The organism is uncultured Eudoraea sp. (assembly GCF_947260015.1).
Lineage (GTDB): Bacteria > Bacteroidota > Bacteroidia > Flavobacteriales > Flavobacteriaceae > Eudoraea.
Window position 1 is genome coordinate 1 of sequence record NZ_CAMYOM010000005.1, and the last position, 25995, is coordinate 25995.

Consider the following 25995-nt stretch of genomic DNA (forward strand, 5'->3'; position numbering starts at 1 on the left):
AAATGCATTGAAGCATGTGACCATACGCATAATTTAACTCCAGACAGACCTTACATTAAGGTTTTGGAAATGCAGGATAATGAAAAATCTTCCCCTTACTGGATGCCAAAAAAATGTTTCCAATGTGATAACCCTCCCTGCGTAAAAGTCTGCCCGGTTGGGGCAACATATAAACGTACAGATGGTATTGTACTGATAGATAATGAACGTTGTATTGGATGTCGATTTTGTATGGCTGCCTGCCCATATTCGGCACGAGTATTTAACTGGGGAAAACCACCAGATGAAGATGAAAGTATTCCTTATTCTCCTGAAACCAGTCTTCCAAGTCAAATAGGCACGGTAGGAAAATGTGATTTTTGCCCGGACATGCTTCGGAACAATAAGCTACCCCATTGTGTTACTTCCTGTCCTAATGGTGTTATTTACTTTGGGGATGAGATCGACGACACCGTTACCAATGGAGAAGAAACGGTACGGTTATCTACATTGCTGAAAGAAAAAGCCGGGTATCGATATATGGAAGAATTAGGTACGGAACCACGTGTTTATTATCTCCCACCTGTTGACAGGTTGTTCCCCTTTGAAGAGACCACCCAAGAAAACAGTGAGTCATGAGTAAACCGAATATCGAACTTCAAAAGTTTAGAACAAAAAGAGGAAAACGTCTCTTAAGTCATATAATTACAACGTCCTTACAATATAAATTGTGGATAGTATTCTTACTCATACTTATTGTATTAGGAATGATTGGCTATTATCGCCAATTAAGATACGGACTTGTAGTAACTGCCATGAGAGATTATACTTCCTGGGGAATTTACATCTCGAATTTTGTTTTTTTTGTAGCTATTAGCCTGGTAGGGTCATTGTTTAGTTCCATTTTAAAACTCAACAAAAATTTGTGGGCCAGACCTCTTACCAGAATTTCTGAAATTATTGCGGTCGCTGCTATTATTTGTGCCGCTGTAATCATTATTGTCGACATGGGTCGTCCGGATCGTATTTTTTTTGTAATTACGCATTTAAGAATCCAATCCCCCATTATTTGGGACGTAATTATAATTTCTACTTATTTAGTTATAAGCATACTATTATTATATATTTCTTTACTTCCAGACATCGCTCTTTGTCGTGACCGATTAACGGAGATTCCTAATTGGAAAAAAAAATTATATAGAATTACAGCCATCAATTGGCATAATCATCCCAAGCAAATAGCAATGCTGCAAAAAGTAAACAAAATATTGGCAATTGCTGTACTTCCGGTTGCATTTGCGATCCACACGATTACTTCCTGGCTGTTTGCGACAACCTGGCGTCCTGGATGGGACAGCACCAACCTTGGTCCTTATTTTGTTTCAGGAGCATTCATGGCAGGCGCAGCTGTAATCATTATTGCCATGTATTTTGTCAGGAAACATCTAAAACTGGGCAAATACATTACACTTATTCATTTCGACAAGATGGGCAAACTACTGGTACTCCTCTCGCTCGTTTACTTGTATTTTAATATTAACGAATATCTGGGTCCAGCTTTTAAAATGGTTGGGCTAGAAGGGGAACATATCACCGAACTATTTGTGGGAAAATATGCCCCAATGTATTGGTTTGTTCAGCTGGGTGGTCTTGTTTTACCAATTATACTCTTATCTATCAAACCATTTCGCAAACCACTACCAATATTAATAATATCCATATTTGTGGTACTCGGGGCATGGTTAAAACGGTTTTTAATAGTAATCCCTTCATTGCAACATCCATATTTACCAATTCAGGGAGTTGATGAATCCTATTTACATTATAATCCAACCTGGGAAGAGTGGGCAATTACCATTTCATCTTTTGCCTGGTTATTACTGATTATTACAGTGCTTATTAAATTATTTCCGGTAATCCCTATTAAAAAATATCAACAAGGTTCTGAAATTGTCTTTAAACAAAATATTTTCTGAAATGAAATCTGAAACAAAACTTATTAATTATTTTTTAGAGATTATAATGGCCATAACTTTCATTTTACTAGCTATTACATTTAGTTACGGGCAAGATGATTTACAAGATGCCATTGTAACACTTTCCTTCATAGATAATAACGAAGCTAAAATAATCCAGGCAAAAGCTACAGACCAAGATGGAAGCCCTATTGAAGACCTGGAATTATATTTTTATATACAAAGAACCTTCAGTTTATTACCCATAGGGGATTTTTTTAATGCCACCGATGAGAACGGCATAGTTGAAATCCCATTTCCGGAAGATTTACCTGGCAACATGGAGGGGCATGTTAAAATCGTGGTAAAAATATTGGAATCGGATATCTACAATGATCTTACTTTAGAAACAATCAAAAATTGGGGCATACCCACTCCAGTAGATCAATTTAAAGAAAAACGATCTTTGTCGGCAGCGGCAGCCAATGCACCAATAACTTTAGTTATAAGTGTAAGTGGTATGATTCTTGTAATGTGGATTATTATTGGTTACATTATTTTTATCTTGTATAAGATCGGTAAAATCAAAAGTGATAAACATACCCATTTTGATGAAGAAAAATATTTTAAAGATATAATAGAAAGTTTTTGAGTAGACAATAACTTAAATTCCATAATAATGAAAAAACAAGTTTTATTAATCGCAGCAGTATTTGTTGGCAGTTTTATCCTGTTGTCAATGAAAGTTATAAAATCCAATCAACAGGATCCGTGGGATGTTCCTGCTAAATATGAAAAAATGAAAAATCCTTACGCCAGCGCCTCAGATGAGGATCAAATTGGACGTATATTATATGCGAAACATTGTAAATCATGCCATGGTTCTAAAGGGAAGGGTGACGGAACAAAAGCAAAGTCCCTCGACACACCAGTGGGAGATTTTACAGATACTTCCTTTAAAAGTCAAACAGACGGTAGTCTATATTATAAATCATTCATTGGAAGAGATGATATGCCAAGTTTTATAAAGAAAATACCAGATGAGGAAGAACAGTGGTTGGTTATAAACTATATAAAAGGATTATAAAATAGGACTTCCGTAAGCAGGAGAGATGGAGGCAACTAGTGATGCGTATACTTATTATTTAAAAAAACAGGTGTAAATGATTAATTTACACCTGTTTTTTCTTTTTGGATACCTATTCCTTATCTATACAAGGTAAAGTGGCCAACATACTGTTGTCTTTCTTTATCATTGGCATTCACCACATACCAGTAATCTCCTGAAGGAAGTGCACTTCCGTCGTATTTACCGTCCCAACCAGATACTTGATCCAATACTGCTACTACCCTACCATATCGGTCGTAGATCTTAACTTCGATATTCGGGAAATAGTCTCGGTTTCTTGGAAACCATAATTCATTATTGTTATCTCCATCCGGCGTAAAGAAATTTGGTATCTCCAGCATTCCTGTAAAATCAAAAGGTATCGCTATTACTGCTTCACAACCTCCCTGATCCCTTACCATGATATTGACTATAGCATCTTCATTTGTCTCATATACATTTACATCGGCATAAGATACGCCCTGGAAGAAATACTCATAACCTCCATATCCGCCCATAGCAGTTGCGGTTATTTCATTTGGACCGCTTTTAACCGCCGATAGCGTTAACGGTTCATATGCATCCGTTGTAAAATCAACGAAGGTTGTACATCCATTAGAATGATAAATATATACCGTATGATCTCCAGCAGGTAAATTACCCCAGATCCTCTCTGTTGTTGCCAGAGCAGTAATTGCATCTGTCGGATCTGCAGGATTTAGTGCAAAAAGCAAATCTGAATACTGGCTGGGATCCTGCATTTCCACTGTAACTGTGCTGTTCGGGAATATTCCATCACATCCATATTGAATAATTGGCGTAGCAATTAGTTCTACGCCTATTCCAATAGGTACAATAACATTTGTTTCACAACCTCTAGAATCACGTACAAAGATTACATAAGTATCTCCACCAACAAGATTATCCCAGAACATTGAGGGGTTAGGTGCAAAATCAACATCGGCAGATGAATTTAAAGCAAATTCATAAGGAGGAGTTCCACCCAATACATCCAGGCTTACCGTACCGTCCTGATCACCCAGACAGGTTTCAGGGGTAGAATCTACAACACCTGCCACTAATTCCATGGGTTCGGTTATAGTGATAGTCTGCGTTATAGTACAACCCAAAGCATCCTGAATAATAACTTCATAACTTCTTGGTCCCAGATCGGTAAATGTTTTTCTGTTAGGGAATAAAGGATCATCGGCCTCAAAGAATTCACTTAACTGATCTGCAATGGAATAACGGATAATTCCGGTACCGCCACTGGCTTCAATAATAAGTTGCCCATCTGTATCTCCATTACAACTCACGGGTACTGCCTCTATATAATCGAGTACCAGTGGAGGAGGATCTACAATAGTAATTGGGGTAGAAATGGCAGTACATCCACCACTCTGTGCATAAACCCAATAAGTTCCTGGTCCAAGGTCTCTGAATATTCCTGATGCCTGGGCACTCCTTTCAACATTACCTCCTGAAGGGAAAGGCGGTATATCTGAATTAAGTAAGGAATATACGTAATTACCAATGCCACCAAAGGCTTCGGAACGGATAATCCCAGTTGCCTCACCGGCACAATTAATGGTAGCGTTAGCTAAATCGGATCTGCAGTACCTGCACGTCTGAAGAAATAACTTATTCCTACTTCAGGATTCGTTACCGTTAATTCCATAACTCCCACATCACCACAACCAGGCGGTGACAATTCAACAAGTTCTGCTAAAACCACCTCCGGATCAACTATGTTTATAGGAACAGTAGTATAACTACAATCCCATCCGTCAAAAACAGTAATCGTGTAATCACCCGCTGATAAATTACCAAAATTGGTAGTAGTCTGTATACCACTACTGGTACCGTCAAGTAGTCGATTAAGCTGGTACAAATAATTACCGGGGCCCTGACCTCCACTTACGTTAAAGGCCTCTATCTCACCATTATTATCATTGTTACATTGTAAAGGAATAACAACCTGAATATCAGCATATATAGGTGCCGGCAGTGCTAAATTTATTGTGTTGGTTTCAATACATCCTTCCAAATCTCTTACATTAACTGTATATATGCCATCAGATAAACCTGTAAAACTGTCGTTCGTACTTGGAAAATCCTGTAGAATAGTGGTACCATCGGGGGCTATTAACTGGTATTCAAAACTACCCCAGCCACCATCACCTACTGCAAATACTTCTCCCAGTCCCGGAATTGCGCAAGTAACCTCTGCCGTTTGTGTAAGCGCAACAGTTAAAGCCCTGTCTGGCTGTCTAACCGTGGCTATATTACTAACCGCATCACAATAAGGAATGTCCAGTGCCTCTACATAAACTAATAGATTACCAGCAGGCAGACCAGTTATCACGCCTGGATTCTGAGCTGGAATGTTGGTATCAAATGTACCGGTAACGCCAGTGGTTGTTTCAACACCTGCATTATCTCGTGAGAATACTTCATAATTATAGATTCCGCTGTAATTGTTTATTTGAATACTTATCTCTCCATCAGTACCATTAAAACAGGTAACCGGTTTGGTCTCGGCAATAAGAGCATCAATGGTATTGTAGTCAGGAACATTTACTACAGGAGTGAGGTAGGTACAACCCGCGTTTCCAACATCAGTAACTGCAAATATATAGTTCCCGGGTGTACTTATAGCCCAACTCACTGTATCACTACCACCAGAATTCTGAATTGGTTCAGATCCCAAAGGCAATATTTCCACATCATAATTTCCTGGTCCCTGATCCATTATTATATCTATAGAACCCGGACTCACTCCAGTACCTGATGCATCACAACTAATTGAATTCACGTTAAACGTAAAAGTTAGTCCCACCGGTGCGTTAATAGTAACAGTATCCGTAATTTCACAACCGTTTTGGTCCTTAGCAATTAGAATTATGGTTTGATCTGTACCATTGTCAATTACTTCAAAGACATTGCTAGTCTGGAAATTGGTACCATCAAAAGCCGGAGTCCCATCATTCATACTATAGGTATAGGTTGGGGTACCGGTATTGGCCCCTGTACCATCTCCGTTGGTATCCGTATATATTGTAATTGTAGCGGTATTAAATCGGTTACTGCTGGGGTCGCAAGTAAATTCTGTATTAGTCGTAGCGATTTGTAATGGCGTAGGCTCAAGAATTACAACGTCTCCCGATCTATCTGTACAACCTCTGTCTGATATAACTTCAACCTGGTATGTACCTTGTGCTAAATTATCAAAAATAGCTGTTGATTGAGGGCCAGCTAGAACCGTTGCAGTACCCCCATCGTATAAGACATACGTAAATGGACTGTCTGTATCTGATCCCGGTTGCAATTCTACTGAAATATAACCATCGTTCGCCCCATTACAAGTAATATCTCCTTTGGGAGTTGCTGATATAACCGGAGTGTTAACAAGAGTAACATCAACTATGGCATTATCCTCACACAGTGGTATGGTGTTAGAATCCAGGTCGGTCACTAAAATGTCATAGTTCCCGGGTAATACATTTATAAATATATTTGAACCTTGTGGTGGTCCAATCGGATTTAACAAATTGTCCCTAAGTTGAAATTCAAAATTACCACTACCACCTGTTGTATTCACCGTAATTACGCCATCTCCCGCGTTACAGGTAGGTTCCGTAGTTGCACTTGCAGTAATTGCAAAGAAATCAAATACCCTTGCAACTATACTATTAGTACAACCATTACCGTCCCTTACAATTATGGTATAATCACCAGGGTTAGGTACAATAAAATTAGGACTTGTTTGGAATCCGCCTCCAATATCATATTCAAATGTCTCATCGGGCAGGCCTGAACCTGTGCTCAAAGGAGAGAGTATGTTAACCGTGTAATTGGCAACTGCAGTACACTGATTCACAACATCCAGGGTGGGGATAGGAACACCGGGATTTTCTGTTACAGTTACTGTAGTAAAGAAATCGTAATCTGCGGGGTATGGACCCGCAATTTCATAAGTGGTCTGTGCTGTAAAAATAGCTGGAGCCGGATTACCCGTTGGAACATATGCAAAGTTATAACCAGGGGTACCACCGGTTCCCCGAACTGTTACCAATGCACCCACATTACAATTTGCAGGTTCATTATTATCAACAACCAATGTTGGAATATCCGTTATAATATCTACCAGAGCACTGGCATCACAACTTGTATTGTTATCATTTACAAGTATCTGATAATTGCCTGGCGGAAGTGCTGTAAAAGAGCCGTTATATGGAATAGGTTCATTGTTTAATACTGTTGGACCACTTATAATAGCTCCTGTATTCGTATCCTGTAACTCAATTGTAAGATCTGCAGGCGAGGCAATACCAGTTACTTGAAAGTCTATATGCCCGTTACCTCCCGGTGTACATGAGGCCGTTGTCGCCGTGGCTGCAACTGCTATAGGTGAAGGACCTAAAATAGGATCTATTTGTTCAATATATCGGCATCCCAGGGCATCAATTACCTCAACAAAATAAGTTATACCATAGGCTATTTGACCCGTAAAATCATGTGTGTCGATATCCACGTTTGGAGGGCCTAAAGGGCCACCTAAAAGACCTATCTGGTAGGGTGGAGTTCCACCAACTATATCCACGATATACGTAAAGGCTGTGGTGCAATCGGGTGGTGTTGTAGTCGATACAGGAACCAGATCTATCTGATTTTGCGTAATAGTAACTGTATCCCTGTCCTCACATCCCGATGCATCCTGCGTTAATATAGTATAAGTACCAGGTATAAGATTTGGAAAATTAACAGCAGTACTTGCTGTTGGACCTACTGTGGCGACAGTAGTACCTGTAATATCTTGCACAATATAGGTGTAATTAGGCGTTCCATTAGCAACAGCCGTAACATCTATTGAACCTTCAACAGTACCTGCTGCACACACCGCATTATTAGCAACTACTGTTGCATCAACAGGGGTACTGGCATTAATTGTAGCAGATAATACAGGAGTTATACACCCACGACTATCCCTGATAACAAAAGTACTGTAGATTCCCGGAGCGAAGCCTGAGAATATATTTTGGGAACTAAAATTAGTCCCACTGTCATCACTATATTCATATGGAGGTACTCCAAAATTAGTATCGGGTACCAGGGTTATTATACCATTATTATCACCACAGGTGGTATCTGTTGGATTTGCTGATCCTACAATACTCTCTGGCGGATCAATAGTGATCACATTAGTCTCTGTCGTACATCCCTGACTGTCACTTACCAAAAACTGATAGGTTGTAGGAACTAAAATAGATCCATTTGGAATATCATAGATAAAGGAGTTCCCCGTAATATTATTAGAATTTGAAGTATAAGGAGCACCGTCAATACTTACTTCATAGATGTCATAGTCACCAGCTGAAGGGTATCCGTTAGAAATATTTACCTGAATCTGTGCAGAAATGCCACCACAAGTTAATGGCCTGATTATGGTGCCACTAGCTGTAATTTCAGGTTCTATGGTCAAAGTAATATCATCCCGACAATCATTGGCATCTATTACCTCAATGTCGTAGTTGCCCGGTGTTAGATTGATAAAAGTACTTGCGCCACCTAAAGGCCCGCCATTAACTCTGAATTGATATGGTGGAAGACCACCAACTGCATTCACTGCAAGGGTAGCCGCATCAACATTGTCATAACAGAAATCTGAAGCAGCTGCATCTAAACTGATTGTAGGGGAATTTAAAATTGTTAGTGTAAAACTATCTGTAACTGTACAACCATTGGCATCGGTTACACTTACCTGATACAAGCCATCAAGAGACAGGTTTGAAAAGGTATTCCCATTTTTAGGTCCGCGTGTTGACGTATCTGGTTGAGTTAATGTGTATCGGTTACCACCCCAGCCTCCAACGGTATTAATGGTTACGCTACCAATATTACCATTCTGACAACTCATAGGGGTAACATTAAGGCTGGTTATAGCAAAAGCCACAGCCGGTTCCTGAATTACTAAAGTGGCCGTATCGGCACAATTAGTGTCCTCATCTGTTACTGTAATCGTATAACTACCTGCTGTTAATCCTGTAACATTAATTATTCCAGCTGATTGTCCGTTAAATACCGGACCTGCATCAATCTGATACCTGTAGGTAGTATCAAACCCATCTACCAGGAAACGTCCCTCGCCATCACTATCTCCAACACAGGTCACTACCTTCGTAGCCTGAGCCTGGACCGCAATGGAACTAATATCAGTAATTGCAAAGACTTCGTCATAACTACACCCTTCATTATCAGTTACCCTAAAAGTATAAGTTCCCAGTCCCAGACCAGTAAAAACGGGGTTGTTCCCATTGTTAATAGCACTGATCGCCGGGGCAATAATTTCATAGGTATAAGGTGCTGCACCATCGGTAACAGCAACGGTAACTGAGGCACTGCTGGTTAAACAATCAATACTGGAAATGGTAAAGTCCATATCCGTTGGCTTGTCTAAGGCAGCAAAGACTATTGGTGGCAGGCTTTCTACACAACCATTTGCATCCCGGATTTGAGGAGTGTATGTTCCCACACCGAGATTGGAATAAACCGTGGTAGGACTAAAACCTGCACCAATACTATAGTCGTATGGGGGTGTCCCTCCGGCTACACCCGAAATTGTTATCTGTCCGCCGTTCTCATTTAAACATGTAGGAATGGAATTGGGAGTGGCAGTAGCTGTAATATTGGATGGAGTACCAACTGTTTCCGTAGATGACGGAGTTGTACATACAAAAGAGCCCTGCTGATAGCGGATGATCACATCGTAACTGCCGGGCGCTAAATTATTAAACACATTACTACCCTGGTAGTTCGTACCATTATCGCTACTGAATTCAAGATTATATCCAAATCCATTAGTAACATTAACGGTAATCCTACCGTCATTGACCCCTCCACAATTCGCATCTTCTGTTGTTATAGTGAAAATGGGTGGTGGCAAATCTTCAACGTCTATACTTGCCGTCTTTATACAGCCATTAGCATCTTCAACCAAGATGTTGTATGTCCCGGCCGAAGTTACAGTAAACATGGCCGTACTTGCATAAGGTGCACTAAAATTAACACCCGCATCCAAACTGTATCTATATGGAGAAGTACCTCCTGAAGTATCAATTGTAACATCAACCGAAGCCGCTCCACAACCAAAACTATCCGATGCTGTTGCAGAAACCGCCAAAGGGCTAATCCCGCTTCCTATATCTATAGGATCATTATTAATATCTAATGTTATGAGCTCATTACACTTATTAGTTTCTACACGTACACTATAAATACCCGGACTAACGTTGGCGAAAGTATAATTACTGGCCGAGTCCGGTCCAAAAGTATCTACTGTAACACCAGCCTTTATAAGCCTATAGGTATAAAATCCCGGGACTCCGGATACCTGGACGTCTATACTTCCTAACTCTCCGCTACACAAAATATCATATGCCGTAACATCTACGGTAATATCCAGATCCTGTACGGTTTGGATATTTGAGGGAAACAGACAGGCACTGCCCGAAACATTTTTTAAACGAACCCATACTGTGTAATCTCCGGCCGTGGTTATATCAAAAAACGGGTCATCCTGATAAGGACCCCCGGAATTATTAAGACTGTACTCATATCCCGCAGGGACATTTGTTACTTCTACCCTTCCTGGGTTTCCACAAATGATATCCTCATGAATGAGCTGAGGATCTAATGGGTTTAAAGAGGACTTAAAATAGTAATATTGACCACCATCTACACGCACACGAAATTCTCCCGAAGAATCCAGGTCATAGGTAGAGCCTGTACCTACGGTATCATAACAGGTGTTATTTGTGTTTGCGCAATCTTCAATAACCGACAAGGCGCATCTGTTCGGATCAAGTTTTTGCCATTCATAACCCACATAAAAAGAATTTTGCAAGTGTACTACCGTCATTGGGGCAAACTACTTCCTCATTGGCCCCCTGAATAATAGTCATGAACATTGTGGCATTTAAAAAGGATCCAGTTGTATTGGAGCTTTTAAAAGGCGTAACAACTTCAATGGCATTAGTTTCAGACAAAGAATTAACTTCATCTTCTTCAGATGCTATTTCCGATATAAGCTCATAAACTTTGGTATTTGCTATGGCCGAAGTCCCCACAATTGACAGCGCGAGCAATAGCGCGGCATACACAAGTTGCCTTGAGTTTTTTTGGAGCATAGGTTAATTCGTGTTATGGCAAGAATATGCATGATTTGGGATCAGAATATTCTACAGCGTAATTATTTAAACTTATAATTTCTCTTTATCTTTAGGCTTCAAAATCGCCTACTTATTACATATTTTTAACGCTGAATTATGAAAAATAGTATCAAAGCCCTGTATTTATTCGTTGTAATGACCAATTTATCATGTGCACAGAAGACAGATAATGACGTAAATACACCCAGTGAAACCACTTTTACCGCAGAATTGATAGTTGATGAACTTCAAATTCCATGGGGAATGGTGTTTTTACCTGATGGCAGTATGTTAATTTCCGAAAAATCAGGTGAGATCATTCTCTTTAAAGATGGACAAAAATCAACGATAACAAATGGCCCAGAAGTATATAATAGAGGACAAGGCGGCTTATTGGACATGGAGCTTCATCCGGATTATGAGAATACCGGATGGATTTACTTTTCCTTTGCCTCTGAAGAAGGAGAAGACAAGGGTGGTAATACTGCAATTATGCGTGCTAAATTAAATGGTAACTCATTAACAAACAAAGAGATACTGTATAAAGCTTCACCTAATACTACAAAAGGGCAACACTTCGGATCCAGACTGGAATTTGACGATCAGGGTTATTTGTATTTTTCCATAGGTGAACGTGGGGAGCGCGACATAAATCCACAAGATATCACCCGAGATTGTGGAAAGATCTACCGAATTCATGAAGATGGTAGAATCCCGGAGGATAATCCGTTTTTTAATGACCCAAATGCCAAAACAGCCATTTATACCTATGGCAACAGAAATCCTCAGGGGATGGTCAAACATCCTGAAACAGGAGCCATATGGATCCATGAACATGGCCCACAAGGAGGAGACGAAATAAATATTGTACAAAAAGGAGTCAACTATGGCTGGCCTGTAATTACCTATGGCATTAATTATAGTGGTACTCCAATAACAGATATAACTGAGATGGAAGGTATGGAACAACCCATTCACTATTGGGTTCCTTCTATTGCACCAAGTGGAATGACGTTTGTAACTTCAGATAAGTATCCCGCCTGGAAAGGCAATTTGCTGGTTGGGTCTCTTGTTTTTCAATACCTTGAACGGCTCGAATTAAATGGAAATGAAGTTACTTATCGTGAGAAACTTATGGAGGATATTGGCAGGGTCAGGAATGTTCGCCAGGCCCCGGATGGCTTTATTTATGTTGCCGTTGAAGGAAAAGGTATTTACAAATTGGTTCCTCTATGATATCAACCAACCGATATAGCTACAGTTAAATCGCCATTTCCGTAATTTGTTATCCAATGAAATTTATTATTTGCAGTTATCTCTTGATTGTTTCTGGTCTGACATATTTTCTGATTCAGGACAAAGAATTGAAAGAAAGCATTCAAAGAGGTAAAGAAATCTATACCGATTTTTGTATTAGCTGTCATTTAGAAACCGGAGAAGGTGTAGAGAATACCTTTCCTCCTCTGGCTAAATCAGATTATTTAATGAATAACAGGGAAGCAAGCATTAAAGGAGTAAAGTACGGGCAGCGGGGAGAACTTATGGTTAATGGTGTTACCTATAACAATACCATGATGCCGCTGGGCCTGGAAAACGAAGAAATTGTCGATGTAATGAATTATGTGCTTAATTCCTGGGGAAATTCAGGTGCAAAAATGGTCACTATTGAAGAGGTAAATACGCTCCTAAAATAAATTCATTTTTTAAGTGCGTCCAAGGCTTTTTTAACTGAACCGTATTGACTGAGTACCTTTTGTGCCTCCTCATAATTCAAGTTCAAACCCTCCATGAGATAACGGGTGCCCCTATCCACCAATTTATTATTGCTGAGTTGCATATTTACCATCTTATTACCCTTTACCCTGCCTACCCTGATCATTAATGCAGTACTAATCATGTTTAATGCAAGTTTCTGAGAAGTGCCACTTTTCATCCGGGTACTTCCTGTAACAAATTCTGGTCCTACATTGATTTCTATGGGGATATCCGATAAATTTGGCAAAGGTGATCCCGGATTGTTGGTAATTCCGGCTGTTAATACACCATGTTTTTTTGCATCGGTAATACCCCCAAGCACATAAGGTGTTGTACCTGAAGCTGCTATACCTACAAGGACGTCTTTTTCGGAAATATTATAAGATTTAAGGTCTAACCAGGCCTGTTTAGTATCGTCTTCTGCAAATTCCACCGCTTTTCTAATGGCAGAATCTCCTCCGGCAATTAAGCCTATGACTCTATCATGTGGCATCCCATAGGTTGGTGGGATTTCTGAAGCATCTAAAATACCTAAACGTCCGCTTGTTCCTGCACCTATGTAAAACAAACGACCTCCCTGGTAAAAACGCTCTTCAAGAGCATCGACAAGTTTTGTAAGCTGCGGAATTACCTTTTGAACTGCCTCTGCCACTTTCTGGTCTTGATTGTTGATGTTCTCCAGAATAGATTGGGTATTCATAAGTTCCAAATCTGTATAATCTGAAGGGGTTTCCGTAATTTTAATATAATCGGACATATTATAGAAGGTGAATATCCTGGTTTCTGTAGAGGTTAAGAAGATTATTATCTGGTGCTAATTCGGTAATCATTGTGTTAATGGAGTTAATGTCACAGGTTTTATATTGATGCTGTGAATTTAGCTTTTCAGATATGCACAAAAGTACCGATTTTTTGGATGCGTTGATAACGGCCTTCTTCATCTGAACTATTTCCCAATCAAAATCGGTTAACCCGTGTATTGCATCAACATAACCAGTTCCTATAAAACTGTAGTCAAATCTTATCTGAGATAATTGATGGATGGTATAGGACCCAATAGAAATTTGAGCCTCTCTGGAAATCTCTCCTCCAATAAAAATTACTTTAATATCCGGGTTAGCAAGCAATTGCCAGGCGACGGGGAGACTTAATGTAAAACAAGTAAGTTTAAGTTGTGGTGGAATTAAACGAACAAGTTCCAGACATGTCGTACCTCCATCAATGAATATTACGCTTCCTTCACGGATAAGACCAACTGCTTTTTGAGCAATAGTTATCTTTTTCTCAACCGCATAAATGTTTGCATTACTGCTGGCCAGGCCAGTAAAGCCAAGAGATATTGCTCCCCCGTGTACTTTCCGTAATTTATTCACGGCATCCAGTTCTTTTACATCTCTCCTTGCAGTATCTATAGATACATTCAGTTTCTCAGCTATATCTGTTAACAATATGCGATTGTGAAGTTCTACTTCATTTAAAATGGTCAGCTGACGCTCTTCCTTTAGCATAAATCGAATCCTATTAATTACTGTTTACAAAGATAGCAAAATAAATTTACTTGCTGTTTTTTACTGTTTTTTTTTAATTCTTTGGTATTTTATGGCATTTATTTGCAATATATATTGCAATATGCTGCATTTTTTCAATTATTTATCTATCTTTGCCTCAAAGAATCAAAAATATAAGCAGCTAAGATGGCACAAACACTTACAAAACCAAGCGAAATGAGCTTTCCAACTGACGAAGAGTCACGGAAATTTGAAAAAATTAACACCGTTATTCATGATAGTTCTGAACAGGCATCCTTTTTTGTTGCCAATGAGATTGCAGAACTAATTAGACAGCGACAAAAGCTGGGGAAAAATGTAGTATTGGGATTAGCAACGGGTTCCTCTCCTACCAAGATGTATGAATTCCTTGTGAAATTTCATAAAGAAGAGGGTCTTAGTTTTAAAAACGTGATCACCTTCAATCTGGATGAATACTACCCTATGGAATCCGATTCTATTCATAGCTACGTTCGCTTTATGAACGAACATTTGTTTGATCATATTGATATCAAAAAAAGTAATATCAATATCCCCGACGGCACATTGGACAAAGAAGATGTTCGGGATTTCTGTATCAATTATGAGAAAAAAATTCTGAACGCGGGTGGTATTGATATCCAAATTCTTGGAATTGGCCGAACCGGCCACATAGGTTTTAACGAACCTGGTTCATCCCTGGTTAGTAAAACAAGAATAGTCAGACTTGACAGAGTTACACGATTAGATGCCGCAAGCGATTTTTTCGGTTTGGAAAATGTTCCCATAAAAGCTATTACCATGGGTGTTGGCTCAATTATGGCGGCAAAGCGAATAATTTTGATGGCTTGGGGAGAAGGAAAAGCAAATGTAATTAAGCAATCTGTAGAAGGACCGATAAGAGAATCTGTACCGGCAACTTTTCTTCAGCATCATGACGCATGTGATTTTATAGTTGACCATGCAGCGGCTTCCTCCCTTACAAGGATAAGCACACCATGGTTGGTAAGCGAATGTGATTGGAATGAGAAGCTAATTAAAGGGGCAACCATCTGGCTTTCTGAAAAACTCAATAAAGCAATCCTAAAATTAACCAATGAGGACTATAACGAGCATGGAATGGGTAACTTAATTGCTGAGATAGGATCTGCAGAACAAATTAATCTTAGGGTTTTCAATTATTTACAGCGAACTATTACGGGCTGGCCTGGTGGCAAACCAAATGCCGATGATAGCCAAAGACCAGAAAGAAAAGATCCCTACCCTAAAACTTCACTAATTTTTAGTCCCCATCCGGATGATGATGTCATTTCCATGGGAGGCACACTTTTAAGGTTGGTGGATCAGGGTCATGAAGTTCATGTAGCCTACCAGACTTCCGGTAATATAGCCGTTTTTGATGATGAAGTAATCCGCTTTCTCGATTTCGCAACGGATGTGGAACAAGATAATAAGGCCCTGTCAGAGCAAGTTAAAGAAGTCCGGGCATTTCTTAAAAACAAAAGACCTGGTCAGGTGGACAGTCCGGAAATTCAAATTTTTAAAGGACTAATTAGAAAAGGGGAAGCGCTGGCTGCGTGCAGATACTGCGGTGTTAAAGAAAAGAATGCCCACTTTCAAAACCTTCCTTTTTATGAAACAGGAACGGTTAAAAAGAAACCTTATTCTGAAGAAGATGTGCAGATAACTTATGATCTGCTTAACAAAGTAAAACCCCAGCAAATATTTGCAGCGGGAGATCTTTCTGATCCACATGGCACTCACCGTGTTTGTCTCCAGGTTATTTACAGCGCTCTAGACAGGTTGGTAAAGGAAAAAGCAGAATGGATAAATGATTGCTATGTTTGGCTTTATAGAGGCGCATGGCAGGAATGGGATATCGCGGACATGGAGATGACCATACCTATTGGCCCAATGGATATGGAACGAAAAAAGAGTGCTATTTTTAAGCATCAATCCCAAAAAGACAGTGCTATGTTTCCTGGAAATGATCAACGGGAATTCTGGCAAAGAGCAGAACAGCGAAATACAGAAACCGCTAGAAAGTATAATGCTCTGGGGATGGCAGAATATGAGGCCATGGAGGGATTTGTACGTTATAAATTCAATTAATAATCTTAGGCTAAATCAACCCTGCTTCTTCCTGCGTAACTTAGAAGAGGCAGGGGATTAAACGTAATTGATGCTAAAAAAAGTTGGGGTCTTTATTTTACTTTTACTGTCATCTTGCAGCCTGATTAAACACAATGGCACAATACCAAAAACGGAATTTCGTGCAGTTTGGATTGCTACAGTGGTCAATATTGACTGGCCACAAAGAGCGGGTGACCCCTGGGAAAAGCAAAAAGAAGAATACCTGGACATTCTCAATTTTTACAAAGCACTAAATTTTAATGCCGTTGTCTTACAAATACGCACTGCTGGTGACGCTTTTTACAAGTCAAATCTTTCACCCTGGTCTCGTTTTTTAAGCGGAGAAGAAGGGCTTGCCCCGGAAACAGATCAAGACCCTCTGAAGTGGATGATCAGAGAGGCCCATATTCGGGGTTTTGAATTTCATGCCTGGCTTAACCCATACAGGGCCACATTTAATCTGAATACTGATGTACTTTCGGAATCTCACGATTACTTTAAGCACCCGGATTGGATGATTAAATATGGTAAAAAGTATTATTATAACCCGGGATTACCTGAGGTACAGAAACATATGGTTTCAGTTATTGACGAAGTGGTTACCCAATACGATATAGACGCCATTCATTTCGATGATTACTTCTATCCCTATACCATTAAGGATGAAATCTTTAATGATACATTAAGCTATGCATCCTATGCTCAAACCAATCAATCCCTGCAAGATTGGCGCAGAAGTAATATCGATTCACTCGTTAAACAAGCAAATCAGGTCATTAAAGAACAAAAACCCTGGGTGCAATTCGGAATAAGTCCGTTTGGGGTTTGGAAGAACATAGCTACCGACCCAAAAGGGTCAGACACAAAAGCCGGGCAAACCACTTATGAAGATCTCTTTGCCGATCCCCTCTTATGGATGGAAAAAAGGTGGATAGATTATTTGGTCCCTCAGATTTACTGGAGCTTAAAGTTACCAGTAGCCTCCCACCGCATTCTGATGGACTGGTGGGCAGAAAATCATAAAAACTCAAATCTTTACATAGGTAATGGTGCTTATAAAGTAAGAAACAACAGCGACCAAGCCTGGAATAAGATGAAAGAATTACCAAAACAATTGCAGTTGGCAAGAAAAACAGAAGCTGTTCAGGGTAATGTCTTTTTTAGTGCCAGATCACTAATGAATGGGAACGTAGACGTTGTAAAATACATCAAAAATAAATTGTACTCTTATCCCTCCTTCACGCCCGCTTCACCATTAATTATAAATGAAGACCAACCTTTACCGGAATTGGATTTTATACTTGATAAAGACAATTATCTCAAATTCACTTTCAAATTCGCGAGTAAAGGAATTATAAGATATGCCACTATTTATAATATAAAAAACCCTAAAAAGCCACCCCTCTGCAAGCCTAAGAATATTATCGGCCAAATATTCATGGATGACAACAACTTCTTTAACCTGGGTAAAGGGCTAATTGACCAAAGAAAAAAAATTGCGATCACTTTTACGGATAAGTTTAGAAAAGAAAGTGAGCCAATTGTCATACATTTAAACTAAATAAACCAACATGATACAAAAAAATAAACGTGCCTGGGTCTGGATACCAGTACTCTATTTTACGCAAGGCCTCCCATTTGTTCTGGTTGTTACCGTCTCTGTTATCATGTACAAAAAGCTTGGTATAAGCAATGCTGATATTGGTTTATACACCAGTTGGCTTTATCTGCCATGGGTAATAAAACCTTTATGGAGCCCTTATGTAGACATTATAAGTACCAAGAGAAATTGGTTTTTATTCATGCAACTCCTGGTTGCAATAGCCTTGTTAGGTGTTGGACTATTTTTGCCTACTAACATATTTTTTGTAACCACTTTGGCGTGTTTCTGGATGGCTGCATTTGCCTCTGCAACTAATGACGTTGCTTCAGATGGCTACTATATGATAGGTTTAACTCAGGATAGACAATCTTTTTTTGTTGGTATTCGGAGTACCTTCTACAAACTGGCAAATGTTACAGGACAAGGGCTTTTGGTTATTCTTGCGGGATTTTTGGAAAATTATTATGGAGATAATACAAAGGCATGGTCTATTACCATGGTAGCTGCGGCACTCTTAATGTTTGGTTTAACGCTTACCAATTTTTTTGTTACCCCAAAATTTGAATCTTCGGAAGCTATTGAAAAACAGAAACCTGCAGGTTTTTTTGAAGTATTTAGGACATTTTTCAATAAAAAAGGCATGGGGATTGCATTAGCATTTGTTCTCTTTTTCCGATTTGGAGAATCGCAATTGGTGAAAATGTCTGCACCTTTTTTCCTGGATTCCACTGCTAAAGGCGGTTTGGGTTATACCACCTCTGAAGTTGGTTACATATATGGAACTATCGGTGTTATTATGCTTACCATTGGAGGAATTTTGGGCGGGATACTGATTTCAAAAGATGGCTTAAAAAAGTGGATGTTACCCATGGTACTTTCCATAAATATTCCCAATGCATTTTACGCTTTCCTGGCGATAACAAATACTACAAATAAGTTCGCCGTTATAACCACCGTGGTTTTAGAACAGTTTGGTTATGGTTTTGGGATCGCTGGTTTTATGGTCTATCTGATTTACATCGCTGAAGGAGCCTCCAAAACCTCTCATTATGCACTTGCAACAGGGTTTATGGCCCTTGGAATGATGCTCCCGGGCCTTGTGAGTGGCTATATTCAGGAATGGCTGGGATATGATGGGTTCTTTATATGGGTGGTGCTTGGTGCACTTCCGGCATTATTTATTTTAAAATACTTAAAATATCCTGCAGATTATGGAAAAAAGGGGGCAACTACTGAGGAGTGACAATATGGACTATTCAAAAGCTAAAAACACACTCTCGCAAAAGGAAAAAGTTGGACAACTTTTTATGCCTGCCGCATTTATCAATGACAGTGAAGAAGAAATATTAAGGTTACAAGATTTAATAGCAAACTACCATATTGGAGGGCTTTGTTTTTTTCATTCCAGGGCCAGTGCCGCTACAAATTATGAAGGAAAGAAAAAGGTAGCATATAATAAGGATAGTTATCATGTTCTGAAATCTCTTATTAAACGTTACCAACAAGTTGCCAAATATCCGTTGTTAATTAGCATTGATGCTGAATGGGGATTGGCGATGCGAGTAGAAAACACTCCACAATACCCATATGCTATAACACTTGGTGCCATAAAAGATCATGACGAAGTTATTACAGAAGTTGGCAGGAATATCGCCTCTGATTGCCAACAAGCAGGAATACATTGGAATTTTACTCCTGTCGCTGACATTAATAGCAATCCTGAAAATCCGGTAATAGGCTATAGGTCATTTGGTAGTGATAAGCATAATGTGGCCCAAAAATCTCTTGCTTTTGCTAAAGGACTACAAAGTAAAGGAATACTTACCAGTGCGAAACACTTTCCCGGGCATGGCGACACAGCTACAGATTCTCATCTAGGACTTCCCTTAATCAACAAATCAAAAGAAGAACTTCTTGAGAATGAACTTTACCCGTTCAATCAATTAATTAAAAACGGGATAGAATCTATAATGGTAGGGCATCTTGCAGTACCCGGCCTAACTAATGGCTCAATGGAACCTTCTTCCATTTCAAAGAAAATAATTAAAGGGGTTTTACGAGAAGAATTAGGATTTCAGGGATTAGTGGTATCAGATGCATTGAATATGCATGCTGTTTCCAAAATGTTCTCTAATAAGGGTGATTTAGAATGGGCGGCATTTGATGCCGGTAATGATATTTTATGTTTTGCCGAACATGTTGTAGAGGGTATAGATACTATTTTACAAAACGCGGAAGAAGAACAAATTGAATTAAGCTTTGCAAGAATTTGGAAACTTAAGGAAAAGGTATTCAATAGAGAAAATACAAATTCAGAGACTGGATTAATAGATCCTTCTGAGCTAAATTTTAGGCTTGCTCAACAAAGTCTAACCCTATATAAGGGTTCTCCAATGGAAATAAACTCATTTGCAGGTAAGGGATTCACAGGTATTGAAATAGCCAATGAAAACAATAATTCCTTTTTTCCGATTATTAGAAAAGATGTTGATTTTAAGTTTTTTTCCACCACGGATAATAATGTACATTTAATAAAGGAAAAAGTTTCTAATTTGGAAAACGTCTTGATTGCATTATATCCACCAATGGTAAAACCCCCAAACAATTTTGGCATTCCTGAAGAACATTTAAAGTTCCTAAAAGAACTGATTGAAACAAAAAATGTCATTTTATATCTATTTGGAAACCCTTATGTTTTAAACCTTCTTCAAATAAAAAAAACAGAGGCTGTAGTGCTGGTATATCAAAATTTTGAAGTTTTTCAGCAGAATGCAGCTCAGCACTTTTTAGGAAAGTCAAATGCCAATGGTAGCTTACCGATAACTCTTGATGAAATAATACAATGAAAATTCACAAAGTTTTAGGCTTAATGTCAGGCACCTCCCTGGACGGCCTCGATCTGGCCTACTGCCATATCTGGAAAAAATTTGACCAATGGAAATTTGAAATTAAGGAAACACGTGCCATCGGCTATGACAAGGATATGCGCGCCCGTCTGAAAAATTCAATAGCTCTGCCGGCAGATGAATTATTAATATTTCATAACACTTATGGAAGCTGGTTAGGGCAGCATGCCAGGGAGTTTATTGAAGAAAAAGGTCTTGATGTAGACATTATATCGAGTCACGGCCATACAACCCACCACCAGCCACAACTAGGGTTAACATTTCAGATCGGATCCGGACAACACCTTGCGAACGTCAGCAGACATAAAACGGTCTGCGATTTTAGATCTAATGATGTTGCTCTGGGTGGAGAAGGGGCTCCTCTGGTACCTATTGGAGATTTACTTTTTTTTGGCAAGTATGATTTTTGTCTGAATCTGGGTGGAATCGCAAATGTATCATTTGAATATGGGGGTAAGCGCATAGCCTATGATATTGGATTGGCAAACATGATATTAAACCATATCACACAGAAAATTGGACTAAATTATGATGATAATGGTATGCTGGCCAGGAAGGGCAACATTAACAATGATATGCTGGAAAGATTAAACCAACTTTCATATTACAGCTTAGCTTTCCCAAAATCAACAGGATACGAATGGTTTGTAGAAAAGGTTGTGCCTATCATTGATGCCACAAAGGATACTACGGAAAACTTATTACATACGGCAGTGCATCATATCTGTAAGCAGGTTGCATTGCAAATAAAAATGTATGCCGCAAAAGATCAAAGTACTCTTTTTGTTACTGGCGGAGGTGCTCTAAACCCATTTATGATGGAATTACTTCAGTCAAAACTCTCCCCAACCGTAAGTCTTGTTATCCCATCAAAGAAATTAATTGAATACAAGGAAGCATTGATCTTTGCATTAATGGGAATATTGCGCATTGAACAGGAAATTAATGTGCTAAAAACAGTTACAGGAGCCTCTAAAGACTCATCAAGCGGAGTAGTATATTTACCAGCTTGACTTATAATTAGCCCCTTTTAAATCCTAAAGCGGAATATTTCCGTGTTTTCGTTTTGGAGCAGAAACTTCCTTATTCTCGAGCATGTTAAAAGCTTTGATAAGTTTTCTTCTGGTATTTTGTGGTAAGATCACTTCATCAATAAAGCCTCTTCTGGCTGCCATGAACGGATTGGCAAATTTTTCTGCATATTCCGCCTCTCTTTCCGCCAGCTTTTTAACAGGATCCTTTGCGCTCATAATTTCTTTCCTGAAAATAATCTCACTCGCTCCTTTCGCACCCATCACAGCAATCTCTGCGGAAGGCCAGGCAAAGTTAAAGTCCGCGCCAATATGTTTGGAATTCATTACATCATAGGCGCCTCCATAGGCTTTCCTGGTAATAACCGTTATCCTTGGAACAGTTGCTTCACTAAAGGCAAACAATAGCTTGGCTCCTTGAACAATTATACCGTTCCATTCCTGATCCGTACCCGGTAAAAATCCCGGTACATCTTCCAACACCAATAATGGAATATTGAAACTATCACAAAATCTCACAAATCTGGCTGCTTTGACTGAAGTTTGTGTTCCTAATACTCCGGCGAGAAACATTGGTTGGTTGGCAATTATACCAATACTTCTGCCTGCCAGTCGTGCAAAGCCTACAATGATGTTTTCTGCATAATCCTCGTGAATCTCATAAAAAGATTCTTTGTCAATTATACCATTAATAACATCATGCATGTCATAAGGCTTATTGGTATTATCAGGAATAATATCTGAAAGCTCATCGCGCACCTCATCCCCTAACTCATAAGGTAATGAGGCAGGTTTTTCACGGTTGCTCTGGGGTAAATAACTCAGCAATTTTTTAACGTCTTCCAGACAAATCACATCATTTGCAGAAGTCTTATGGGCAACCCCGGATTTAGTTGAGTGCGTACTAGCACCTCCCAGTTCCTCTGAAGTAACTTCTTCATTAGTAACAGTTTTTACCACGTTTGGACCTGTTACAAACATATAACTGGTTTGCTCCACCATTATGGTAAAATCTGTCATAGCGGGCGAATAAACAGCGCCTCCTGCACATGGCCCCATTATGGCTGATATCTGCGGTATTACACCCGAAGCCTGAACGTTTCTATAAAAAATATCCGCATATCCGCCTAAAGATTTTACCCCTTCCTGTATCCTGGCCCCGCCTGAATCGTTTAAACCAATAACAGGTGCGCCAACTTTCATAGCAAGATCCATTACCTTACAAATTTTCTCTGCATGGGTTTCAGATAGAGCACCTCCAAATACCGTAAAATCCTGGGCGTAGACATATACTAAACGACCATTGATGGTTCCATAACCGGTAACCACACCATCACCAAAGTAAATTTCCTTATCCATCCCAAAGTCCGTCGTGCGGTGGGTAACCAAAATACCCATCTCTTCAAATGAACCTTCGTCCAATAAATAATTTACCCTTTCACGCGCAGTTAGTTTTTGCTTCTGGTGCTGTTTATCTATTCGTTTTTGTCCCCCACCTATATGCGCAAGGGATATTCTTTCTTTTAATTTTTCTAAATTAGGGTCCATATGTTAGTTTGTTGGTATTCTTAAGATTTTCTGATCTTTCAAATATTGTTTAACTGCCAATACTGCAGCAATTCTGGCCTCCTCTTCCGCTTTCTTATTTAATACTTCAGGAGAATAATAGTTTTTAACAAAATGAGTGTCAAAATTTCCTGATCTGAAGGCCTCATGTTCAAAAACGAATTTACCAAAAGGCAGCGTAGTTTCCACTCCTTCAATATGATAATCTTCTATGGCCTTAAGCATGATTTGAATTGCTTCATCTCTATCCTTGCCATAAGAGATTAATTTTGACAACATTGGATCATAATAGATTGGAACATCCATCCCCTCTTCAAAACCATTATCTACACGAACCCCTTTCCCTGTGGGCAGCTTATAGGTTTCCAAAGTGCCTACACTGGGCAGGAAATCATTAAGGGGGTCTTCGGCATAAACCCGCAACTCTAAAGCATGGCCATTTATATGAAGATCCTCCTGTTTAATGGTCATTGCTTCTCCTCTTGCAATTTTAATCTGAAGCTCTACAAGATCCACTCCAGTGATCAATTCTGTAACCGGGTGTTCAACCTGAAGCCGCGTATTCATTTCCAGGAAATAAAATTTATGATCAGCATCCATCAGGAATTCTACTGTCCCCGCTCCCAGATAATCACAGGCTTTTGCAACCTTGGTTGCAGCAATACCCATTTCTTCTCTTAACTCTGGGGTAAGTATAGATGAAGGCGCCTCTTCAACTACTTTTTGGTGCCTTCGTTGAATGCTGCATTCACGTTCAAAAAAATAAAGGATATTTCCATGGCTGTCGGCCATGACCTGAATCTCTATATGTCTGGGTGAGGTCACATATTTTTCAATAAACACAGAGCCATCACCGAATGCAGATGTGGCTTCGCTTATTGCCCTCTTCATCTGCGATTCTAATTCCTTTTCTTCCTCAACCACTCTCATCCCTTTTCCACCTCCCCCGGCAGAAGCTTTTATTAAAATAGGGTAACCTATTTCTTTTGCAATTACTTTTGCTTTCTTCACATCAGTAATAGCTTCATCGATCCCGGGGACCATAGGAATATCATAATTCTTAACAGCATCCTTGGCGGCCAGTTTACTCCCCATTACGCGGATAGCTTTTGATTTTGGACCTATAAATATGATATTATTTTTTTCTACTTCTTCTGCAAAATCCGCATTTTCACTTAGAAACCCATATCCGGGATGAATCCCGTCTACATTTAGCTTTTTTGCCACTTCAATAATCTTTGATCCCAACAAATAGGATTGGTTGGAAGGAGCTTCGCCTATGCAAACGGCTTCATCTGCAAACTTTACATGAGGTGCATTCCTATCTGCCTTAGAATAGACAGCCACAGTTTTAATCCCCATTTTTTGGGCAGTTTGCATTACCCTGATGGCAATTTCCCCTCTGTTTGCTATTAATATTTTTTTCATAGTAGATTAATTATTCAAATTCAATCAATAATTGGTTTTTATCAACTGCATCACTTTTCTTTACCATAATACTTTTAATAATCCCATCCCTTGGCGAGGTAATTACATTTTCCATTTTCATTGCCTCAAGTATTAATAAAGGATCATCTTCATTAACCGCCTGTCCAATTCGAACATGTATCTCTAATATTAGACCCGGCATTGGAGCCGATATAGAATCGATATCCTTAGCTGAAGAAAGTGCAAAACCCATTTTGTTTATTAAAAGGTCCAGACCATCCGAAATAACAACTTTATAAGAACTATTGTTAATGTTAATGGTATACTTCTTATGATAAAAATCTTTTTCGGTAACTTCTGCTTTAAAGGATTTATTTTCCTCTAATATGTGATACGAATTAGATGAAGTTTGTAAGGCATCAATTTTCGAGATGTCATCGCTGGTAATCTTAAACTCCTGATTACTGTCTACGACAACCTTAAACGAATTATCCATAGATATATTAATTTGATCTAGTTAAAATTATCTTCTGAGAAAAGACTATTAAGTTATAGAAATTTTATGATTTCCATTAAAAATAAATAGCAATTAATTTAGGGGATTTTAATATAAGATATGAATTGCCATAGCCCATTACCTTTTTCCTCTTTCTAATGTCTGAATAATCTCAATTGAGATCAATTTATCAGTTCATTTTCTCAAAATTATTACTAAATTATTATGCTGAATATGAATATTATCATGTTTTAAACGAATTTGTTCCTGTAATTATGTAGTTATAAAAGGAAGGCGATTGT

General features: G+C 39.1%; 20 protein-coding genes. 11 read left to right on the forward strand and 9 right to left on the reverse strand.

The window, feature by feature from the left end:
• From Q0X66_RS03765 to Q0X66_RS03780, 4 genes are all read left to right on the forward strand, one after another.
• Positions 1-618: 4Fe-4S dicluster domain-containing protein (locus Q0X66_RS03765; RefSeq protein ID WP_297703338.1), on the forward strand; the 618-nt coding region annotated here is incomplete at its 5' end.
• Positions 615-1955, forward strand: coding sequence for an NrfD/PsrC family molybdoenzyme membrane anchor subunit (gene nrfD, locus Q0X66_RS03770; RefSeq protein WP_297703340.1), 1341 nt, complete (start codon positions 615-617; stop codon positions 1953-1955). The genes Q0X66_RS03765 and nrfD, both read left to right, overlap by 4 nt.
• Position 1956: 1 nt before the next feature.
• Positions 1957-2586, forward strand: a complete 630-nt coding sequence (locus Q0X66_RS03775; protein WP_297703342.1) for a hypothetical protein — start codon at positions 1957-1959, stop codon at positions 2584-2586.
• Positions 2587-2613: 27 nt separating this feature from the next.
• On the forward strand, positions 2614-3021 hold the full coding sequence (locus Q0X66_RS03780) for a cytochrome c (RefSeq protein WP_297703344.1): 408 nt from the start codon (positions 2614-2616) through the stop codon (positions 3019-3021).
• A gap of 119 nt (positions 3022-3140) precedes the next feature.
• Here Q0X66_RS03780 and Q0X66_RS03785 read toward each other — a convergent pair whose 3' ends face one another.
• The 4 genes from Q0X66_RS03785 to Q0X66_RS03800 are packed head-to-tail and all read right to left on the reverse strand — an operon-like array spanning position 3141 to position 11228.
• Positions 3141-4358: a T9SS type B sorting domain-containing protein gene (locus tag Q0X66_RS03785; protein WP_297703347.1), complete on the reverse strand. Its 1218-nt coding sequence runs from the start codon at positions 4356-4358 to the stop codon at positions 3141-3143.
• A 41-nt stretch (positions 4359-4399) separates the two neighbouring features.
• Positions 4400-4618 carry a hypothetical protein gene (locus tag Q0X66_RS03790; RefSeq protein ID WP_297703349.1) on the reverse strand — a complete coding sequence of 73 codons (219 nt, stop codon included), beginning with the start codon at positions 4616-4618 and terminating at the stop codon, positions 4400-4402.
• Between the two features lie 24 nt (positions 4619-4642).
• Entirely contained in the window at positions 4643-10960 is a 6318-nt protein-coding gene (locus Q0X66_RS03795; protein WP_297703351.1) for a Two component regulator three Y domain-containing protein, read from the reverse strand.
• Positions 10917-11228 (reverse strand): hypothetical protein, encoded by a 312-nt coding sequence (locus tag Q0X66_RS03800; protein ID WP_297703354.1) that lies wholly within the window; start codon positions 11226-11228, stop codon positions 10917-10919. The genes Q0X66_RS03795 and Q0X66_RS03800 overlap by 44 nt, the downstream gene beginning before the upstream one ends.
• Positions 11229-11366: 138 nt before the next feature.
• Here Q0X66_RS03800 and Q0X66_RS03805 point away from each other — a divergent pair, with 138 nt between their 5' ends.
• On the forward strand, positions 11367-12485 hold the full coding sequence (locus Q0X66_RS03805; protein ID WP_297703356.1) for a PQQ-dependent sugar dehydrogenase: 1119 nt from the start codon (positions 11367-11369) through the stop codon (positions 12483-12485).
• Between the two features lie 56 nt (positions 12486-12541).
• Positions 12542-12943, forward strand: a complete 402-nt coding sequence (locus Q0X66_RS03810) for a cytochrome c (RefSeq protein ID WP_297703358.1) — start codon at positions 12542-12544, stop codon at positions 12941-12943.
• Between the two features lie 2 nt (positions 12944-12945).
• On the opposite strand, the gene murQ is transcribed toward Q0X66_RS03810, so the two are convergent.
• Positions 12946-13761: an N-acetylmuramic acid 6-phosphate etherase gene (gene murQ, locus Q0X66_RS03815; protein WP_297703360.1), complete on the reverse strand. Its 816-nt coding sequence runs from the start codon at positions 13759-13761 to the stop codon at positions 12946-12948.
• Position 13762: 1 nt separating this feature from the next.
• Complete coding sequence (locus Q0X66_RS03820; RefSeq protein WP_297703362.1) at positions 13763-14512, reverse strand: DeoR/GlpR family DNA-binding transcription regulator; 750 nt, start codon at positions 14510-14512, stop codon at positions 13763-13765.
• A 186-nt stretch (positions 14513-14698) separates the two neighbouring features.
• Between Q0X66_RS03820 and nagB the strand changes: the two genes are divergently transcribed.
• The 5 genes from nagB to Q0X66_RS03845 all read left to right on the forward strand — a co-directional run bounded on the left by nagB (position 14699) and on the right by Q0X66_RS03845 (position 22185).
• Positions 14699-16642 (forward strand): glucosamine-6-phosphate deaminase, encoded by a 1944-nt coding sequence (nagB, locus tag Q0X66_RS03825; RefSeq protein WP_297703364.1) that lies wholly within the window; start codon positions 14699-14701, stop codon positions 16640-16642.
• Positions 16643-16712: 70 nt separating this feature from the next.
• Positions 16713-18224, forward strand: a complete 1512-nt coding sequence (locus Q0X66_RS03830) for a family 10 glycosylhydrolase (protein WP_297703366.1) — start codon at positions 16713-16715, stop codon at positions 18222-18224.
• Positions 18225-18234: 10 nt separating this feature from the next.
• Positions 18235-19509, forward strand: a complete 1275-nt coding sequence (locus Q0X66_RS03835; protein WP_297703368.1) for an MFS transporter — start codon at positions 18235-18237, stop codon at positions 19507-19509.
• Complete coding sequence (locus Q0X66_RS03840; RefSeq protein ID WP_297703371.1) at positions 19478-21112, forward strand: glycoside hydrolase family 3 protein; 1635 nt, start codon at positions 19478-19480, stop codon at positions 21110-21112. Before Q0X66_RS03835 ends, Q0X66_RS03840 begins: the two co-directional genes overlap by 32 nt.
• The gene (locus tag Q0X66_RS03845; RefSeq protein ID WP_297703373.1) at positions 21109-22185 is read left to right on the forward strand and encodes an anhydro-N-acetylmuramic acid kinase; all 1077 of its coding nucleotides are present in this window, start codon (positions 21109-21111) and stop codon (positions 22183-22185) included. The genes Q0X66_RS03840 and Q0X66_RS03845 overlap by 4 nt, the downstream gene beginning before the upstream one ends.
• Before the next feature lie 24 nt (positions 22186-22209).
• Here Q0X66_RS03845 and Q0X66_RS03850 read toward each other — a convergent pair whose 3' ends face one another.
• From Q0X66_RS03850 to Q0X66_RS03860, 3 genes are read right to left on the reverse strand one after another with little or no spacing between them, the layout of a single operon-like run.
• Positions 22210-23751 carry an acyl-CoA carboxylase subunit beta gene (locus Q0X66_RS03850; protein WP_297703375.1) on the reverse strand — a complete coding sequence of 514 codons (1542 nt, stop codon included), beginning with the start codon at positions 23749-23751 and terminating at the stop codon, positions 22210-22212.
• A 3-nt stretch (positions 23752-23754) separates the two neighbouring features.
• Entirely contained in the window at positions 23755-25197 is a 1443-nt protein-coding gene (accC, locus tag Q0X66_RS03855) for an acetyl-CoA carboxylase biotin carboxylase subunit (RefSeq protein WP_297703377.1), read from the reverse strand.
• Positions 25198-25207: 10 nt separating this feature from the next.
• A complete protein-coding gene (locus Q0X66_RS03860) occupies positions 25208-25693 on the reverse strand; it encodes an acetyl-CoA carboxylase biotin carboxyl carrier protein subunit (protein ID WP_297703379.1) in 486 nt (161 codons plus the stop codon).
• Positions 25694-25995 lie beyond the last annotated feature (302 nt).

Excerpts from the sequence above, each read along its gene's own strand:
- nrfD (WP_297703340.1), top strand. The coding sequence starts at position 615 with ATGAGTAAACCGAATATCGAACTTCAAAAGTTTAGAACAAAAAGAGGA.
- Q0X66_RS03775 (WP_297703342.1), top strand. The coding sequence starts at position 1,957 with ATGAAATCTGAAACAAAACTTATTAATTATTTTTTAGAGATTATAATG.
- Q0X66_RS03780 (WP_297703344.1), top strand. The coding sequence starts at position 2,614 with ATGAAAAAACAAGTTTTATTAATCGCAGCAGTATTTGTTGGCAGTTTT.
- Q0X66_RS03795 (WP_297703351.1), bottom strand. The coding sequence starts at position 10,960 with ATGACGGTAGTACACTTGCAAAATTCTTTTTATGTGGGTTATGAATGG.
- Q0X66_RS03800 (WP_297703354.1), bottom strand. The coding sequence starts at position 11,228 with ATGCTCCAAAAAAACTCAAGGCAACTTGTGTATGCCGCGCTATTGCTC.
- Q0X66_RS03805 (WP_297703356.1), top strand. The coding sequence starts at position 11,367 with ATGAAAAATAGTATCAAAGCCCTGTATTTATTCGTTGTAATGACCAAT.
- Q0X66_RS03810 (WP_297703358.1), top strand. The coding sequence starts at position 12,542 with ATGAAATTTATTATTTGCAGTTATCTCTTGATTGTTTCTGGTCTGACA.
- murQ (WP_297703360.1), bottom strand. The coding sequence starts at position 13,761 with ATGTCCGATTATATTAAAATTACGGAAACCCCTTCAGATTATACAGAT.
- Q0X66_RS03820 (WP_297703362.1), bottom strand. The coding sequence starts at position 14,512 with ATGCTAAAGGAAGAGCGTCAGCTGACCATTTTAAATGAAGTAGAACTT.
- nagB (WP_297703364.1), top strand. The coding sequence starts at position 14,699 with ATGGCACAAACACTTACAAAACCAAGCGAAATGAGCTTTCCAACTGAC.
- Q0X66_RS03830 (WP_297703366.1), top strand. The coding sequence starts at position 16,713 with ATGCTAAAAAAAGTTGGGGTCTTTATTTTACTTTTACTGTCATCTTGC.
- Q0X66_RS03835 (WP_297703368.1), top strand. The coding sequence starts at position 18,235 with ATGATACAAAAAAATAAACGTGCCTGGGTCTGGATACCAGTACTCTAT.
- Q0X66_RS03840 (WP_297703371.1), top strand. The coding sequence starts at position 19,478 with ATGGAAAAAAGGGGGCAACTACTGAGGAGTGACAATATGGACTATTCA.
- Q0X66_RS03845 (WP_297703373.1), top strand. The coding sequence starts at position 21,109 with ATGAAAATTCACAAAGTTTTAGGCTTAATGTCAGGCACCTCCCTGGAC.
- Q0X66_RS03850 (WP_297703375.1), bottom strand. The coding sequence starts at position 23,751 with ATGGACCCTAATTTAGAAAAATTAAAAGAAAGAATATCCCTTGCGCAT.
- accC (WP_297703377.1), bottom strand. The coding sequence starts at position 25,197 with ATGAAAAAAATATTAATAGCAAACAGAGGGGAAATTGCCATCAGGGTA.
- Q0X66_RS03860 (WP_297703379.1), bottom strand. The coding sequence starts at position 25,693 with ATGGATAATTCGTTTAAGGTTGTCGTAGACAGTAATCAGGAGTTTAAG.